The 15,910-nt window shown below is 36.2% G+C and carries 15 protein-coding genes; 8 read left to right on the top strand and 7 right to left on the bottom strand.

Annotated elements, in window-relative coordinates; translation table 11 throughout:
- Nucleotides 1–107: 107 nt before the first annotated feature.
- The 4 genes from AC1DCD_RS07625 to AC1DCD_RS07610 form a co-directional block, all read right to left on the bottom strand.
- Entirely contained in the window at nucleotides 108–2,648 is a 2,541-nt protein-coding gene (locus AC1DCD_RS07625) for an ATP-dependent Clp protease ATP-binding subunit (protein ID WP_464640170.1), read from the bottom strand.
- A 170-nt stretch (nucleotides 2,649–2,818) separates the two neighbouring features.
- Nucleotides 2,819–2,950: a hypothetical protein gene (locus AC1DCD_RS07620; protein ID WP_008451197.1), complete on the bottom strand. Its 132-nt coding sequence runs from the start codon at nucleotides 2,948–2,950 to the stop codon at nucleotides 2,819–2,821.
- A gap of 17 nt (nucleotides 2,951–2,967) precedes the next feature.
- On the bottom strand, nucleotides 2,968–4,407 hold the full coding sequence (locus AC1DCD_RS07615) for a DUF4270 domain-containing protein (protein WP_464640168.1): 1,440 nt from the start codon (nucleotides 4,405–4,407) through the stop codon (nucleotides 2,968–2,970).
- 21 nt (nucleotides 4,408–4,428) lie between these two features.
- On the bottom strand, nucleotides 4,429–5,238 hold the full coding sequence (locus AC1DCD_RS07610; protein WP_060933432.1) for a glycogen/starch synthase: 810 nt from the start codon (nucleotides 5,236–5,238) through the stop codon (nucleotides 4,429–4,431).
- Nucleotides 5,239–5,425: 187 nt separating this feature from the next.
- Between AC1DCD_RS07610 and panC the strand changes: the two genes are divergently transcribed.
- Together panC and panD are read left to right on the top strand one after the other, a co-directional pair.
- The gene (panC, locus tag AC1DCD_RS07605) at nucleotides 5,426–6,277 is read left to right on the top strand and encodes a pantoate--beta-alanine ligase (RefSeq protein WP_060933488.1); all 852 of its coding nucleotides are present in this window, start codon (nucleotides 5,426–5,428) and stop codon (nucleotides 6,275–6,277) included.
- Between the two features lies 1 nt (nucleotide 6,278).
- Nucleotides 6,279–6,623, top strand: a complete 345-nt coding sequence (gene panD / locus AC1DCD_RS07600) for an aspartate 1-decarboxylase (protein ID WP_008451176.1) — start codon at nucleotides 6,279–6,281, stop codon at nucleotides 6,621–6,623.
- Nucleotides 6,624–6,733: 110 nt separating this feature from the next.
- On the opposite strand, the gene AC1DCD_RS07595 is transcribed toward panD, so the two are convergent.
- From AC1DCD_RS07595 to AC1DCD_RS07585, 3 genes are read right to left on the bottom strand one after another with little or no spacing between them, the layout of a single operon-like run.
- The gene (locus tag AC1DCD_RS07595; RefSeq protein ID WP_308532632.1) at nucleotides 6,734–7,159 is read right to left on the bottom strand and encodes a biotin/lipoyl-containing protein; all 426 of its coding nucleotides are present in this window, start codon (nucleotides 7,157–7,159) and stop codon (nucleotides 6,734–6,736) included.
- Between the two features lie 15 nt (nucleotides 7,160–7,174).
- Entirely contained in the window at nucleotides 7,175–7,324 is a 150-nt protein-coding gene (locus AC1DCD_RS07590; RefSeq protein ID WP_008450278.1) for a hypothetical protein, read from the bottom strand.
- 19 nt (nucleotides 7,325–7,343) lie between these two features.
- Nucleotides 7,344–8,909 (bottom strand): acyl-CoA carboxylase subunit beta, encoded by a 1,566-nt coding sequence (locus AC1DCD_RS07585; RefSeq protein WP_060933431.1) that lies wholly within the window; start codon nucleotides 8,907–8,909, stop codon nucleotides 7,344–7,346.
- Nucleotides 8,910–9,630: 721 nt separating this feature from the next.
- On the opposite strand from AC1DCD_RS07585, the gene AC1DCD_RS07580 reads away from it, so the two are divergent.
- The 6 genes from AC1DCD_RS07580 (at nucleotide 9,631) to eno (ending at nucleotide 15,734) form a co-directional block, all read left to right on the top strand.
- The gene (locus tag AC1DCD_RS07580; protein ID WP_008450269.1) at nucleotides 9,631–10,011 is read left to right on the top strand and encodes a hypothetical protein; all 381 of its coding nucleotides are present in this window, start codon (nucleotides 9,631–9,633) and stop codon (nucleotides 10,009–10,011) included.
- 164 nt (nucleotides 10,012–10,175) lie between these two features.
- A complete protein-coding gene (locus tag AC1DCD_RS07575) occupies nucleotides 10,176–11,249 on the top strand; it encodes a zinc-dependent metalloproteinase lipoprotein (RefSeq protein WP_464640164.1) in 1,074 nt (357 codons plus the stop codon).
- Nucleotides 11,250–11,527: 278 nt separating this feature from the next.
- Nucleotides 11,528–12,259, top strand: a complete 732-nt coding sequence (locus AC1DCD_RS07570) for a (Fe-S)-binding protein (RefSeq protein WP_464640162.1) — start codon at nucleotides 11,528–11,530, stop codon at nucleotides 12,257–12,259.
- A 22-nt stretch (nucleotides 12,260–12,281) separates the two neighbouring features.
- Nucleotides 12,282–13,682, top strand: coding sequence for a lactate utilization protein B (locus AC1DCD_RS07565; RefSeq protein WP_036854600.1), 1,401 nt, complete (start codon nucleotides 12,282–12,284; stop codon nucleotides 13,680–13,682).
- Between the two features lie 43 nt (nucleotides 13,683–13,725).
- Nucleotides 13,726–14,301: a LutC/YkgG family protein gene (locus AC1DCD_RS07560; protein ID WP_019035710.1), complete on the top strand. Its 576-nt coding sequence runs from the start codon at nucleotides 13,726–13,728 to the stop codon at nucleotides 14,299–14,301.
- A gap of 125 nt (nucleotides 14,302–14,426) precedes the next feature.
- A complete protein-coding gene (eno, locus tag AC1DCD_RS07555; RefSeq protein WP_008450344.1) occupies nucleotides 14,427–15,734 on the top strand; it encodes a phosphopyruvate hydratase in 1,308 nt (435 codons plus the stop codon).
- Nucleotides 15,735–15,910 lie beyond the last annotated feature (176 nt).

Below are 15,910 nucleotides of genomic sequence, written 5' to 3'. Positions count from 1 at the left end.
TAAGCTATAATAGTATAAAATTATATTTCATTCCATAAAGGTAAGAAAATATTTTATATAAAACCTATTAAATAGAAAGGCTTAGCAGAGGTCTTCTTTTATAATACTTATTCTGTGCTCTTTATTTCAAATGACAGTTTGTCTTCATCTTGTTTTTTATCAATATTAATAGTATCTCCTAACTTTAATTTGTCAGATAGGATAAGCTCACTTATACCATCTTCTATATAAGTTTGGATAGCCCGTTTTAACGGACGAGCCCCAAACTGTACATCATATCCCTTTGTAGCAACATATTCTTTTGCCACATCTGATATCTGAACAGCATAACCAATATCACTAATACGCTTATAAAGACCTATTAATTCGATATCTATTATCCGCTTTATAGCTTTAAGATCTAATTGATCAAAAGTTATTATTTCATCTAATCGATTTAAAAACTCTGGCGCAAACTGCTTGCTTAGACTCTTTTGCACAATAGCGCGAGCACGTTCCTTATCACTTTCATTTTGTGATAATCCGTTAATATTAGCTGCATTAAACCCTATTCCTTGCCCAAACTCTTTCAATTGGCGAGTACCTGCATTTGACGTCATTATGATAATAGTATTACGAAAGTCTATTAAACGCCCGTTACCATCAGTAAGACGTCCTTCATCTAATACTTGTAATAATATATTAAAGACGTTACCATGAGCCTTCTCTATCTCGTCAAGCAAGACAATAGAATAAGGATGACGACGCACACGCTCTGTTAATTGTCCTCCTTCATCATATCCTACATACCCCGGAGGAGCACCTATCAAACGCGAAGTGTTGAAACTTTCTGTATATTCACTCATATCAACACGTATTATAGCATCTTTAGAGCCAAACATTATTTCAGCTAATTTCTTCGCAAGATAAGTCTTTCCTACACCTGTAGGGCCTAAAAACATAAAAGCACCTATGGGATGATTAGGATCTCGCAAACCTACTCGGTTGCGTTGGATAGCCTTTACCATCTTTTCAATTGCATTATCTTGAGCTACTACAACCTCTTTAAGCTCTTTATCCATGTTTTTAAGCTTGACACCTTCAGCCTCTTTTATCTTCTGAACAGGTACACCACTCATCATTGCAACAACATCTGCCACCTCGTCTTCTGTTACGTTAGGTCGCTCTCCCACATCACCTTGCTGCCATTGTTCCTGCTTTTCCTTAAGAAGATGTTCTAATTCTTTTTGCTTATCACGAAAACTTGCTGCTAATTCGAAGTTTTGATTTTTAACAGCAGCTTGTTTCTTCTGTATAACATCCTCAACATCTCTTTGAAGGTCTATAAGTGCTTGTGGTACCTTTACGCTTCTCATGTGTATACGTGAGCCTACCTCATCTAATGCATCAATAGCCTTATCTGGGAAAAAACGATCTGTAATATAACGATCAGAATATTTCACACAAGCTAAAATAGCATCTTGCGTATAAGATACATGATGATGATCCTCATAACGACCTTTTATGTTTTGAAGTATCTCAATAGTCTCTTCCTGTGTAGTAGGTTCTACTAAAACCTTTTGGAAACGACGTTCTAAGGCTCCATCTTTCTCTATTGACTTACTATACTCTTCTAATGTTGTTGCACCAATACATTGTATAGTACCACGAGCTAAAGCTGGTTTGAGAATATTAGCAGCATCCATTGATCCGGGAGTAGAACCTGCTCCAATAAGCGTATGTATTTCATCTATAAAAATGATAACATTAGGATTCTTTTCTATCTCTTTTATCAATGCACGAATACGCTCTTCAAACTGTCCTCGATACTTTGTCCCTGCAATGATAGCTGTCATATCAAGAGCTATCACTCTCTTTCCGAATAATATAGGAGAAGTCATACGCTTTACTATAAGCAAAGCTAATCCTTCTACTATTGCGCTTTTACCTACACCTGGCTCACCAATTAATATTGGATTATTCTTTTTGCGTCTGCCTAATATCTCGCTTACTCGTAATATTTCTTTCTCTCTTCCTACTACCGGGTCAAGTTTCCCATCTATAGCGGCTCGTGTTAGATCGGTACCAAAGCCATCTAAAATGGGTGTACTCGACTTGTTATTAGATTTTGAAATAGCTTCCGTATTACTATTCAATGAAGAGCTACCCATAGGTACATCTTCCTCGCCTTCTTCATCTTCAGCCATTCCCAATCCATTTTGAGGTGTATTAGCTTTCATGTGCATAGAGGATAATGCTGAGTTGTAATTAATATTATTTTCTTCCAATACTTCTTTAGCCCCATTTAAAGTAGCATCATGTAAGATAGCAAGAAATAAATGAGGTACATCTACAGTATGCACATGTTGCAATCTTGCCTCCAACACAGCTAAACGTAATATATTATTAGCTTGCTCATTCAGATTAATGTCTGAAGTTATGGCTATACGATCATTATTGCCTCTACGAAGACGTTCTTCAAGAGCTTGTTTTATGTTGTTAATGTCAAGCTCCTGTTCCTGAAAAAGATCCCATACCGCCCCCGTTTGTTCGCGTAAAATAGCTAACAGTATATGCTCAGGAGCGATAGCACTATTTGCTAATCGTTCAGCCTCTTCTCTACTAAAAGAAAGAACTTCTGACACTTTGGGTGAAAACTGATTCATCATATCCTTAAAACTTCCTTTTTTCTTTATTTGTCTCTGAAATATATCTATATAAACATATTTGCAAATGATATGCCAAACTAATATTATATCATTTATATTGCTTATCTTATTAGTGTTAAAAGTAAAAAATAGTCGTTATACTTTATAAAGTATCCGACTATAAAATATTATTACAAAGATTCGTTTTCAGGACGCTCTATACTTAATTTCTTATTTTTTTTTATATTTTTCTTCTTTAGCAACCACTCTGCTTTACGTTGTTCGTAGTCTTCTCTATGACGTTCTAAGAAATTATCAGCCATTTAAAATTATATGTTTTTTATTTATCCTTAAACTTGCTATAAACTACCGTTATCCTCAAGCCATTACCTTTTGTGGTATTACCTAAGAGCTTTGTGCTTGATAAACCCATCTTATTGGAAATCATCGTAACAGTAGTCTTTTTCTCTGCCCCACTTCCTGTGGTAATTGTCTGTAAGTCTACAGGTATTAATAACACTTTTCCTAAATTGCCCGTTACAGAAGACGACCTTGCCTGCTTAAATAAATTTATTATTCCAGATATATTATTAAATATATATGAGTTCCTCACAGGGTTATATGTTGCCAAAAAAGATGTTTTATTATCATTTAAGCGAGTATGAGTAAAGAAAGCTTTCACGCTGTCAGCAGGCAACATTAATATATGTTGAGGTGCTCCAAAATTGTAAACTGAAGAGTTTTTGTTATTAACACATCTTACTTCTATCTTTGCCGAGTTTATAACATAGTCTTGATACTTACCATTTACAATATCATCAGGCAAAGTTATCTGTGTAAATATTCCTGCCGGAGAGCTCAAATAAGTATGCCCTGTTTCGCCCATTAACGACTTAAGCTGCTCTTTGTTATCATCAAAATTGGTCAACTGCAATACTTCTTCTGTACCTACTAACTTAGTAAATGTTACTTTTTCTTTTTTCCCTTCCTTTTTTCTATAATAAATATTTATTTGAGCCTGCTCTATATTTGCCATAGAACCTTCACCATCAGTAATCTTAAAATAAAAACCTGCACAGACATCATGCAAGAAGCGATATGAATTTCTAAAACTTTCTGGCTTCTCTTGATATTTACGCATAAGGTAAGTACCAAAGTTGTTATATGTTTTGCCGTCTTTATCTGTATACTTATCATGTAAGCGTATATTAATATTCTTCTCATATTTAGAAGAATTTCTCACGCTATCAGGCTCTGTTAGGTCTGCTAAAGTATAGCTTCTATTCACTCTAAGCCCACCTTTGCGTATATATCCTTTTGCAATAGGGTCGAAATCGGTATTATAATCAATGCCTTCTTCTATTGGCTTGTCAAGCTCATAAACGGTAAGCTTCATTTGAGACAATTTATCACCATATATTTTCTTGTAAAATAAACGTATTTCACAAGAGTCGGCTATAACACGACTATCTTTATCAAGGCTTGCAATACTATCTTTTACAGGCATTGCATAATTATCAAGCACATGAAACTGAGTCATAAAATTAGCTGTTACATTAACTTTTGACTCATTATCTATCATTCTTCCCAGATACCCAGTAGCCGAATATGCTGCTATATTGCCCGCAAGAACCGATTCTGATGAAACATCAAAGCTATCTGCAGAAACTTCCAACTTATCATTTTCTGTAATAAGCGACACCCCCACATTACCTGTTGTATCATCACATGATATTAAAAAAACTAATGATACGGCTAAGAAAAAAAGCACTTTTTTCATAAATAATACTCTCTGCGATATTTATCCAATTATCTTATTATAGAAGTTGGCATACTTTGTTTTTATTTCTTCATCTTCATTATCATGCAACAACAATTCTTTAGAAGAAGACATTGCATAATCTATTAAAGATTTATTCACCTCTTTTCCTACACCTATTATGCCGTCAGAATAGTCTATAGCTAATTTACCTAACTCTGTAGCATCAAACTTTTCTTTATATTTAGCTAACTTTTCAGCATCTGCACTTCTAAACTCCAAGCATCTTTTAAAATTGTCTCCTAAGTTTGAAGGTTGGCTATTAAATAAAGAAGTAACAATTTTTGAATTAGCAAACTGTGGCTCGTCCCTGTAAGCAGTTTTCACATATAGAGGTATAACTGAAGCCATCCAGCCTTGGCAGTGTATTATATCAGGAGCCCATCTTAATTTTTTTACTGTTTCAAGCACACCTCTTGCAAAAAATATAGTACGTTCTCCATTATCTGAAAACTCTTTGCCATTCTCATCAGCCGTCATTGTTGAGCGTTTCTGAAAATAATCTTCATTATCTATAAAATATACCTGTATACGTGTTTGAGGGATACTTGCAACTTTAATAATTAATGGGTGATCGGTGTCATCGATTATTAAGTTCATGCCAGAGAGGCGAATTACCTCGTGTAACTGCCCGCGACGTTCATTTATTCCTCCCCACTTTGGCATAAAAGTTCTAATCTCAAACCCACTCTCTTGCATCAAGCTGGGCATATTAGCTCCATAGATTGATAGCTCTGTCTTAGGAACATAAGGAGTGATTTCCTGATTAATAAATAATATTCTCTTTCCCATTCTATATTAATTAATATTTTTGCAAAGGTACTACTTTTTATTAATAAAGATGTGTATTTCACACAAATTCATAGTAAATAAGTTTACAAGAATGGATATTTTTCTTTTTTCCTTTGTTGTTTTAAGTATTTTGTTGTTACTTTGCATTAGTAAAAAATGGAGTTTTTCAGAGAAAATAAAAAGTTTGATGAAAGTAATTAAAAAGATTGTAGAGCTTCAAAACGAGATTTTCAATGCTCGTAAAGAAGGTAAATCAATAGGTTTAGTTCCCACGATGGGTGCATTGCACGAGGGGCATACTTCATTAGTAAAACGTTGTGTAAAAGAAAACAATATCACCATTGTTTCCGTTTTTTTAAATCCTACACAGTTTAATGATAAAGGAGACTTTGACCGTTATCCGCGAACGCTTGAGGCTGATTGCAAGCTATTAGAAGACAGTGGGGCTAATATCGTGTTTGCACCTACTGAAAAAGAGATTTATCCTACTAAAGATGAGCGCAAATTTGATTTCCCTCCCCAAACTACCGTTATGGAAGGGGCTAAGCGCCCGGGACACTTTAATGGTGTATGCCAAATAGTCAGTAAGCTGTTTTTTATTGTAAAGCCAGACAGAGCCTATTTTGGTGAGAAGGATTGGCAGCAAATAGCTGTTATTAAACGTCTTGTAGATTATATAGGAATGGACATTCAGATAGTGGAATGTGCTATTATCCGCAACGAAGATGGCTTAGCAAAAAGCTCACGCAACATGCTATTAAACAAGAAAGAACGTGCTATTGCTCCAAATATCTATAAAGCATTGAGTGAGAGCGTTGTTTATAGTAAAACACATAGCGTAGAAGAAACTCATGATTATGTCGTTAATAAGATAAATGCGATAGAAGGATTAGAGGTAGAATATTTTCAAATAGTAGATGGCAACACGCTCCTTGATGTACATAGCTGGGACGATAGTGATAATATCGTGGGCTGTATCACGGTATATTGTGGTGAAACTCCCATTCGTTTGATAGATCATATAAAATATAAAGGGTAAAATGTTTATAGAAGTATTAAAAAGTAAGATACATTGTGCTACAATAACAGAGGCTAACTTACACTATATGGGTAGCATAACCATAGATGAAGATCTGATGGACGCTGCTAATCTTATTGCTGGCGAGAAAGTACAGATCGTAAATAATAATAATGGAGAACGTATAGAAACTTATATTATAAAAGGCGAACGAGGCAGTGGCTGCATTTGTCTTAATGGTGCAGCGGCAAGGCGCGCCGTTGTGGGCGATGTAGTTATTATTATTTCTTATGCGCAAATGACGCCTGAAGAAGCCTTAACCTTTAAGCCTACAGTAATATTTCCTAAACAAGGAAACAAACTATAGCGCAGAAGGAAGATTCTTTTCCAGAACATTTAAGTTTAAATAAAAAAAAAACAAAGGGTTGCAATATATTACAATTGCAGCCCTTATTTTATGTTATATATGTTAGAAAATTATTCTATTACTACCAACGGATCGTCTTCGAGCACTGCCTGCCCCACTTTCACAGCAATAGCTGTTACTTTACCGTCTTTTTCTGCTTCAATAGCATTTTGCATCTTCATAGCTTCTAATACTACTACAGTATCACCAGCTTTCACCTCCTGACCTACTGTTACCTCTACAGAAGTAATAGTGCCAGGTAGCGGAGCCTTTACAGCGTTAGCTGCATTGACAGTAACAGCACTTGAGGTTTCTTCCTCTGTGCTTTCAGAAGGCTTGCCCAGTTCTACCTTTTTTTTCTCTGGAGCAGCTTCCTTTTCCATTTGCACTTTATACTCCTCTCCGTTTACAGTAATGTCTGCAACGTTCTCGCTGTCGATCTCACCGATCGTTACCTTATACTCTTTACCTTCTATGGTATATTTAAACTCTTTCATTTAAGATTCTCTTATTTATGGTTTCTTGGTCATAATCTCAAACTTAGCATCCCACATCGTCTGCTTAGGACGAATGGTTATGATACCAGGCTCATTATCGTGAATATTATTTCCCGCATATTCATAGAGTGCCATTGCTATGGCTGCGAATACATTTTTATCCATATTCTTAATCCTCCATTTATTACATAGGCATACAGCCGTGCTTCTTAGCTGGTAAATCTTGCTTTTTATGTGCAAGCTGCGCTAAGCCACGACATATACGAAAACGTGTGTTACGAGGCTCTATAACATCATCTATATAACCATATTGCGCTGCCTGATAAGGATTAGCAAACATGTCTGCATACTCCTCTTCCTTTTCTGCCAAGAACTGCTTAGCATCGCCGCCTTCTTCTTTTACCTTCTTTGCCTCGCGACCATATAACACTGCAACAGCTCCTGAACCTCCCATTACAGCTATCTCTGAACTTGGCCATGCAAAGTTTAGATCTGCACGCAACTGCTTACAACCCATTACGATATGCGAGCCACCATAGCTCTTACGTAAGGTTATTGTAATCTTTGGCACAGTAGCTTCTCCATAAGCATAAAGCAACTGAGCACCATGAAGAATAACTGCATTATATTCTTGACCTGTACCCGGTAAGAAGCCAGGAACATCTACAAGCGATACTATTGGAATATTAAACGCATCACAGAAGCGTACAAAACGAGCACCCTTACGGCTCGCATTTGCATCTAACACGCCGGCATAAGCATTTGGCTGATTAGCTACAACACCTACACTCTGACCATTAAAACGTGCAAAACCTGTAATAAGATTTTTTGCAAACTTAGGTTGTACCTCAAAAAACTCTCCATTATCCGTAACGGCTTTTATTACTTTATACATATCATAAGCCTGGTTAGGATCGTCTGGTATAATTTCGTTTAAAATATCCTCCTTACGGTCGATAGGATCGGTACACTCTACGCGTGGAGCCTCTTCACGATTGTTAGAAGGAATATAAGAAAGGAGCTTTTTGATAATGTCAATAGCATCTTCCTCTGTCTTTGCTGTAAAACTTGTAACACCACTCTTAGTAGCATGAACACTTGCACCGCCAAGATGCTCGGCGTCAATATCCTCGCCCGTTACAGTCTTAACCACCTTAGGACCTGTTAAAAACATATAACTGGTCTGCTCCTTCATAACTATAAAGTCCGTCAAAGCAGGAGAATAAACCGCTCCACCAGCACATGGACCAAGAATACTTGATATCTGAGGTATAACACCTGAAGCTAATATGTTACGCTCAAAGATCTCACCATAGCCAGCTAAAGCTGAAATACCCTCTTGAATACGAGCACCACCAGAATCGTTCATACATATAACAGGAGCACCATTAGTCATAGCCATATCCATTACCTTACATATCTTTTGAGCCATTGTCTCTGAAAGAGAACCACCATTTACAGTGAAATCCTGCGCGTAAAGATACACTAAACGACCATCTATGGTAGCAGAACCTGCTACGATACCATCACCAAAATATTGTTTCTTCTCCATGCCAAAATTATGACAACGGTGAAGCTTAAACATATCATACTCCTCAAAGCTATTCTCATCTACAAGCATCTCTATACGCTCACGAGCGGTATACTTGCCACGTTCATGCTGCTTATCTATGGCTTTTTGACCACCACCAAGGCGAGCTATCTCGCGCTTTTCAACGAGTGCCTTAATCTTTTCTGTTTGCTTACTCATAAAAATGAATGATTATTTATAATGATTATTTTCTTTTTTTTATCCTATCAATATATTTAATTTTATAAAATGCAAATTTACAAAAAAATAGCTATTTACGTCCTAACTATGCTAATAAATATTGTTAAGTATAACTTTTAAAGCCATCTCACACTTACTGCCACTCTATATCAACAAGTTACAACACACACGCACACATTACCTAATACTTCAGCCACAACCTCCTTACACTTATAACCCACATCTTCACCACCTTTCTCTATACAACACCTATACTAAAACACACAAAAAACACTCTACATCATCAGCCCTCCTACCATTTTTTACACACAAAAAGCATAACGCCTATAAGATAAACTATAAACCGTTGCAAACAAAAATAGATTATTTTTGTTACATTTTTAATTTATTTTTCTTTCCTCCACCTCACCTTTTTACCGTATTTTTGTCGGCTCTTTTCTATTAAAACCTAACATCTTAACACTTAAAAACCGAAACCTTCTTACTCCTTAAAACTTTGATTATACATTTCAATAAATTCTTTGTATATCTATATAACTAATCGCTATGTTTTTTCTTATAAACCAGCTTTTATATGTACCTTTGCAAAATAAAGATAAAACATTATACGGATAACATTCTTATGTTTAACTCCTATCTTTTTTTACACTGCCCTTATAAGCTGTAACAATGTGATAGGTATGAAAAATAATAAAATAAAATGAAGATAAAGGAACTTTTCAAGACTTACGCTTTTACAGAAATATATCCCTACCTTGGCTTAATGTATCCTAAGGCACGCCACCAGCGTAAGCCTTTTGAGCATGCTTATAACATGCTTTTAGAAATAAAGCCAGTAACATCTAAAAAGCAAATACGCTACGAATTGATGCAAGACCCTGACACTAACGAGATGTTCTTTGGGGCAGACGATAGTGCTTTTAATGGTCCTTGGGACGTACTATTAGGGAAAGAGCTGAAACGTGAACCTAATGTAGAACTTTCTGAAGAAGAAATTTTAGCAAATTGCTTACTTAATTTTATTCTTATCGGGAAACATCCACGCCTTTTTGAAGAAGATTATCAATCTATTATAAGATAACAACATCTTTTCTAAATAACACTTTCAGTAAGTAATAAGCAAGCAAAACCTTTCTCTGTAGTACAAAACGATGTATACTATACAGAGCATAGTTGCTTTTATTACTTTACGCTTAGAGCTTATAATTTTATATTTCATAAAAACTCTCAGACATTATTATAAACATGAACTTCACAAAACTATCATTCCTCTTTTGTCTTATCATTACCACCTTATGCGCATGTTCCGATCCGGAGATTGTCAAACCCACTACAACAAAGCCACCTACCCCAGTAGAAACACACCTAACGGAGCAAGACCTTAAACAGGCTACCTATAAATTTAAAATTATATTTCACTTCTTGCAAAACAAAAGATCTACCTTGTCGAGAGTACATTCTAACGATATGCAAGACATAGTAGATGTTATAAACAGATTCTATAATGGGTATAATAGTCAAACGAATGCTAATGTTAAGTTCGAACTTGCCGACAAAAGCCCTAAGGGCAAAACAATGAGCGAAAAAGGCATTACCCGCAACAATATCACCGAAGACTCCATAAGCTACCAATCGCTTATAGCAGAGGAGGCTGGTCATAAATTTCACGATATTGGCTGGGATAGAACTAAATATATTAACATTTATGTTTATACCACAAAAGAAAAAGATATAGGTGGCGTTTCTACCGTACCCAAAATGCCAAAAGAAGTAGCTAAAAAAGGCGATTTAATATCTATGGGTAATGATTATAAATCTTACAACGTGTCTATAACATTACAAGAATCGCTCTTAGGGTACTGGCTGAAATATAATAACAGATTATCTTCCGACTTTAATCCTGCTAACGTCCTTGCACATGAATTAGGTCATTACTTAGGGTTATACCACTGCTTTCGCTCTCCTAACGATAAAAACGACTATTGTGATGACACTAAAGAATACGACAGGGAAGAATATATGAGGACTTTCTATAGACTTGTACCTAAAATAGAAGCTGCAAGTACTATTAAAGAATATAGAGAAGTTACAGATACTCTCTTTTTGCGTAGAGCCATCTCTGATGGTAGCATATTTAGGTCGGATAATATAATGGACTATTTCTATACCTCTGGTAACAAATTCACACCCGATCAGATAAAACGAATTAGGCGATTCCTATACTATAGCACAACCGTTCCCGGCCCGAAAGTCTACTTGCCTAAAAAAGGTTCACGAGCAACAACTACAAAACGCAGCAAACCATACATCATCATTTAAGCGTCTTTGCTCAAAAAAAAAGCCTCGCTCGTATGCTTTGCTTTAAGCAGAATTAACATCTATATTATCAAAGCGGAACTCTTTTTCTAAGTGTTAAGCAGATAAAGCGCAAAAGATTCAATAATAATATTTATTGAATCTTTTTTTTTACACTTTTACTATTATAAATAATCTCTTTTCTCTGTTAAAAGAAATAGCTAAAATAGTGCAGTTTATCTTATCTCGTTTAGATATTTTTTTTTAATTTTGTAATGCGAATTAAGAAAAACAATAACATTATGAAAGTAGGACTTTTTATTCCTTGCTACGTCGATGCCTTGTTCCCAGAGGTAGGTGTAGCTACTTATAAACTTCTTAGAAAGCTAAAAATAGATGTTATTTATCCTGAAAAACAAACTTGCTGTGGTCAGCCTATGGCAAATGGCGGTTTTGAGGAGATGTCATTAGATTTAGCAAATCATTTCGAAGAAAAGTTTAAATCATTCGACTATGTTGTAACCCCAAGTGTGTCGTGTTCTTCTTTTATACGCCATAATTATCCTACCTTTATGAGTCATAAATGTAACACCCCACATAACACATACGAATTAGTAGAATTTCTATCTGACATTTTACATATTAAAGCATTGCCCGGTAAGTTTGAGCATAAAGTTTCGGTACACAATTCTTGCCATGGTGTACGTGTGTTAGGGCTAAGCACTCCTTCTGAAAATAATCTCCCTGTAGAAAATAAGATTGTAAAATTATTAAATTTGAAAGAAGGCATCAAGGTATGTGAGCCTGAGCGTAAAGATGAGTGTTGCGGCTTTGGAGGTATGTTCTCTGCAGAAGAGCCTTATGTTAGCACAGCTATGGGTACAGATAAGGTAAATAACCATATAGCTACGGGTGCCGAGATAATAACAGGGGCAGACTGCTCGTGCCTAATGCACATGCAGGGGATAGCTAAAAAGAAAGGTTATAACATAAAGTTTATGCATGTTGCTGAAATATTAGCAGCAAACTTATAATAATAATAACATCATATATATTATGTCTACATATCATTCTATAAAAGCTGCTGAATTTTTAAAAGACAAAAAAAAGATAGCACGCCATGATAAAACCTTCTGGGAACTAAGACAAAAACGCGATGATGCAGCTATGGCTCTCCCTGAATGGGAAGAGCTAAGAGAGCTGTCAAGTAAGATAAAAGCACATACAATAACTCATCTTGCCGATTATATAGAGCAGTTTGTATCAAACTTAGAGAAGAATGGCGTTACAGTCCATTATGCAAATGATGCACAAGAGTTTAACGAAATAGCTTATGGCATATTAGAAACTAAGAAAGTTTCTAAATTGATAAAATCTAAATCAATGCTGACAGAAGAGTGTGAGATGAACAAATATCTCATAAAACGTGGCATTGATGTTGTAGAAGGCGACTTGGGAGAGCGCATCTTACAGCTAATGCACATGAAGCCTTCCCACATCGTAGTACCTGCATCACATATTTCTCGCGAAGATATAGGCAAAACTTTTGAACGTTTAGGAATATCTTATGATAAAGGCAATTACGACCCTACTTATCTTACCCATGCTGCGCGGCTTAGCCTAAGGCATGAATTTGAAACGGCTCAAGCAGGAATGACGGGCTGTAATTTTGGTATTGCAGCTACAGGCGATTGTGTTGTGTGCACCAATGAAGGTAATGCCGATATGTCTACCTCTTTACCTAAGCTACATATAGTAGCTATGGGCATTGAGAAAATTATTCCAAACTATGACGCTTTGGCTGTTTTTCACCGTTTACTTGCACGTTCAGGGACTGGTCAGCCCTCTACAGCCTTTACATCTCATTTCAGGAAAGCTCGTCCTGATGGCGAAATGCACGTCATTTTAGTTGATAACGGTAGAAGCAATATGCTACGCGACAAAGAGCATTGGAACAGTTTGAAATGTATTAGATGTGGCGCTTGCATGAACACCTGTCCTGTTTATCGTCGCTCTACAGGCTATTCATATAGCTATTTCATACCAGGTCCGATAGGAGTAAACCTTGGTATGTTACACGATCCTCATAAATATAGTGGCAATGTGTCTGCTTGCTCTTTATGTTTAAGCTGTGATCATGTATGCCCTGCTAAAGTAGACCCAGGCAGCCAGATATACGATTGGAGGCAACGCCTTCGCATGTATGGTACGGCTAATACCGAAAAAATGGTTATGGCAGAAGGTATGAAGACTATATTTAGCAGGTTTTCTATCTATGATGCTATCACAAAGAATGCATCTTTAGCTAATTACATTCCTGACAAATGGCTAAACAACAAGACTTTAAACCCTTGGAGCATAGGCCACACAACACCTACCGTAGCCAAAATGCCTTTCCATGTGATTTTTAAAAAGGCTATGAAAGAACTAAAAGAAGAAAAATGCAAAAACCAGTAAACACGTATAAATAAGCTGTTTGTATAAAAGGTTTTATAAGAAAATGAAAAAAGAAGACTTATTAAAGAAGTTGCGTGAAAATACATCTCAAGAGTTCGACTTGCCAGAGATAAAAGTAAACGCCATCACTTATCCCGATGTCATAAAGCAATATATTGCAATGAGCAAAGAAGTGGGGTGTAACGTAATAGAAATAGATAAAACAGAAGATGTCAATGCTACTATTCGTAAGATATACCCAGATGCAAAAGTGTATTGCTCTAACGTTAAAGGTATTAAAGCTAACATTAATCCTGACACTGTTAAAGACGCAGCCTGCTTAGATGGAGTAGACGTAGGCATTGTAAAAGGTGAAATAGCTGTTGCAGAAAACGGGTGTGTATGGATACCCCAAACCATGAAAGAACGTGCTGTATGCTTCATATCCGAAGCTCTTGTCATAATAATAGATAAAGAAAAAGTGGTTAATAATATGCATGAAGCTTATAAAAAGATAGAAATGCCTTCTTATGGCTTTGGCACTTTCATATCTGGACCAAGCAAAACAGCTGACATAGAACAAGCTCTTGTGATGGGAGCACAAGCAGCTAAAGATGTTACTATATTGATACGAGCATAAAAGTTAATTAAGTAAAAATACCTAATATAACTTTTTTTATATAAATAGTTTTATCGGGTATTTTTATTATCTTTGCAGTAAATAATAACGGCTATTATTTCATTTTTTAAAATAAAAAATTAGTTATGAAGATTGAAAAAGTACATGCTCGCGAGATAATGGACTCACGTGGCAATCCTACAGTTGAAGTAGAGGTAACTTTAGACAACGGTGTTATGGGGCGTGCAAGCGTTCCTTCTGGTGCTTCTACAGGTGAGAATGAAGCATTAGAGCTTCGTGATGGCGATAAAGGACGTTTCGCTGGTAAAGGTGTTTTAAAAGCAGTAGAGAACGTTAATACTGTTATCGCTCCTGCTCTTAAAGGCGATTGCGTTTTTAATCAGCGTGCAATTGACTATAAGATGTTAGCTCTTGATGGTACTCCTACAAAAAGTAAGCTTGGTGCTAATGCTATTCTTGGCGTTTCTTTAGCTGTAGCTCATACCGCTGCAAAAGCCTTAAACCTACCTTTATATCGTTATATCGGTGGTGCTAACACTTATGTGCTTCCTGTTCCTATGATGAACATCATCAATGGTGGTGCTCACTCTGATGCTCCTATCGCTTTTCAGGAATTTATGATTCGCCCTGTAGGTGCTCCTAACGAAAAAGAAGGTATCCGTATGGGTGCTGAAGTTTTCCACGCTTTGGCAAAACTTCTTAAAAAACGTGGCTTATCTACAGCTGTAGGTGATGAAGGTGGCTTCGCTCCTAAGTTTGATGGCATTGAAGACGCTCTCGATTCTATCATGCAAGCTATCAAAGATGCTGGTTATGAGCCTGGTAAAGATGTTAAAATCGCAATGGACTGCGCTGCATCAGAATTTGCTACATGTGAAGATGGCAAATGGTTCTACGACTATTCTAAGCTAAAGAATGGTATGCCTAAAGATCCTAACGGCAAGAAGCTAACTGCTGATGAGCAAATTGCATTCCTTGAGGAATTAATTACAAAATATCCTATCGATTCTATCGAAGACGGTCTTGATGAGAACGATTGGGAAAACTGGGTAAAATTAACATCTAAGATTGGTAGCCGTTGCCAGTTAGTAGGTGATGACTTGTTTGTTACCAACGTTAAGTTCTTGGAAAAAGGTATTAAGATGGGGGCAGCTAACTCTATTCTTATTAAAGTAAATCAAATAGGTTCTTTGACTGAAACTCTTGAAGCTATTGAAATGGCTCATCGTCATGGCTATACTACAGTAACTTCTCACCGCTCTGGTGAAACAGAAGATACTACCATTTCTGACATTGCCGTAGCAACAAATTCTGGTCAGATTAAGACAGGTTCTATGTCGCGTACAGACCGTATGGCTAAATATAACCAATTAATTCGCATTGAAGAAGAATTAGGTGCATGTGCTAAATATGGCTATACCAAGCTAAAATAAGTTTTCAATAATAAAACTCTTTATAAATAAAGGGTGTGCTAAAACTGGCACACCCTTATTTTTTTTTCATTATATAAAAGAGACTCAAGTAATAATATAGGGTCAGTCCTAAAACCCAGTTGCAAGCCCTCTCCTCTCAGGCACATAATTTCATAAGTCTATATAAAAAGAAAGGA

It is taken from the genome of Prevotella sp. C0209C1, from assembly GCF_056583855.1.
The sequence above is the reverse complement of the archived record's forward strand: the minus strand, read 5'-3'. Positions and strand labels throughout refer to the sequence as shown.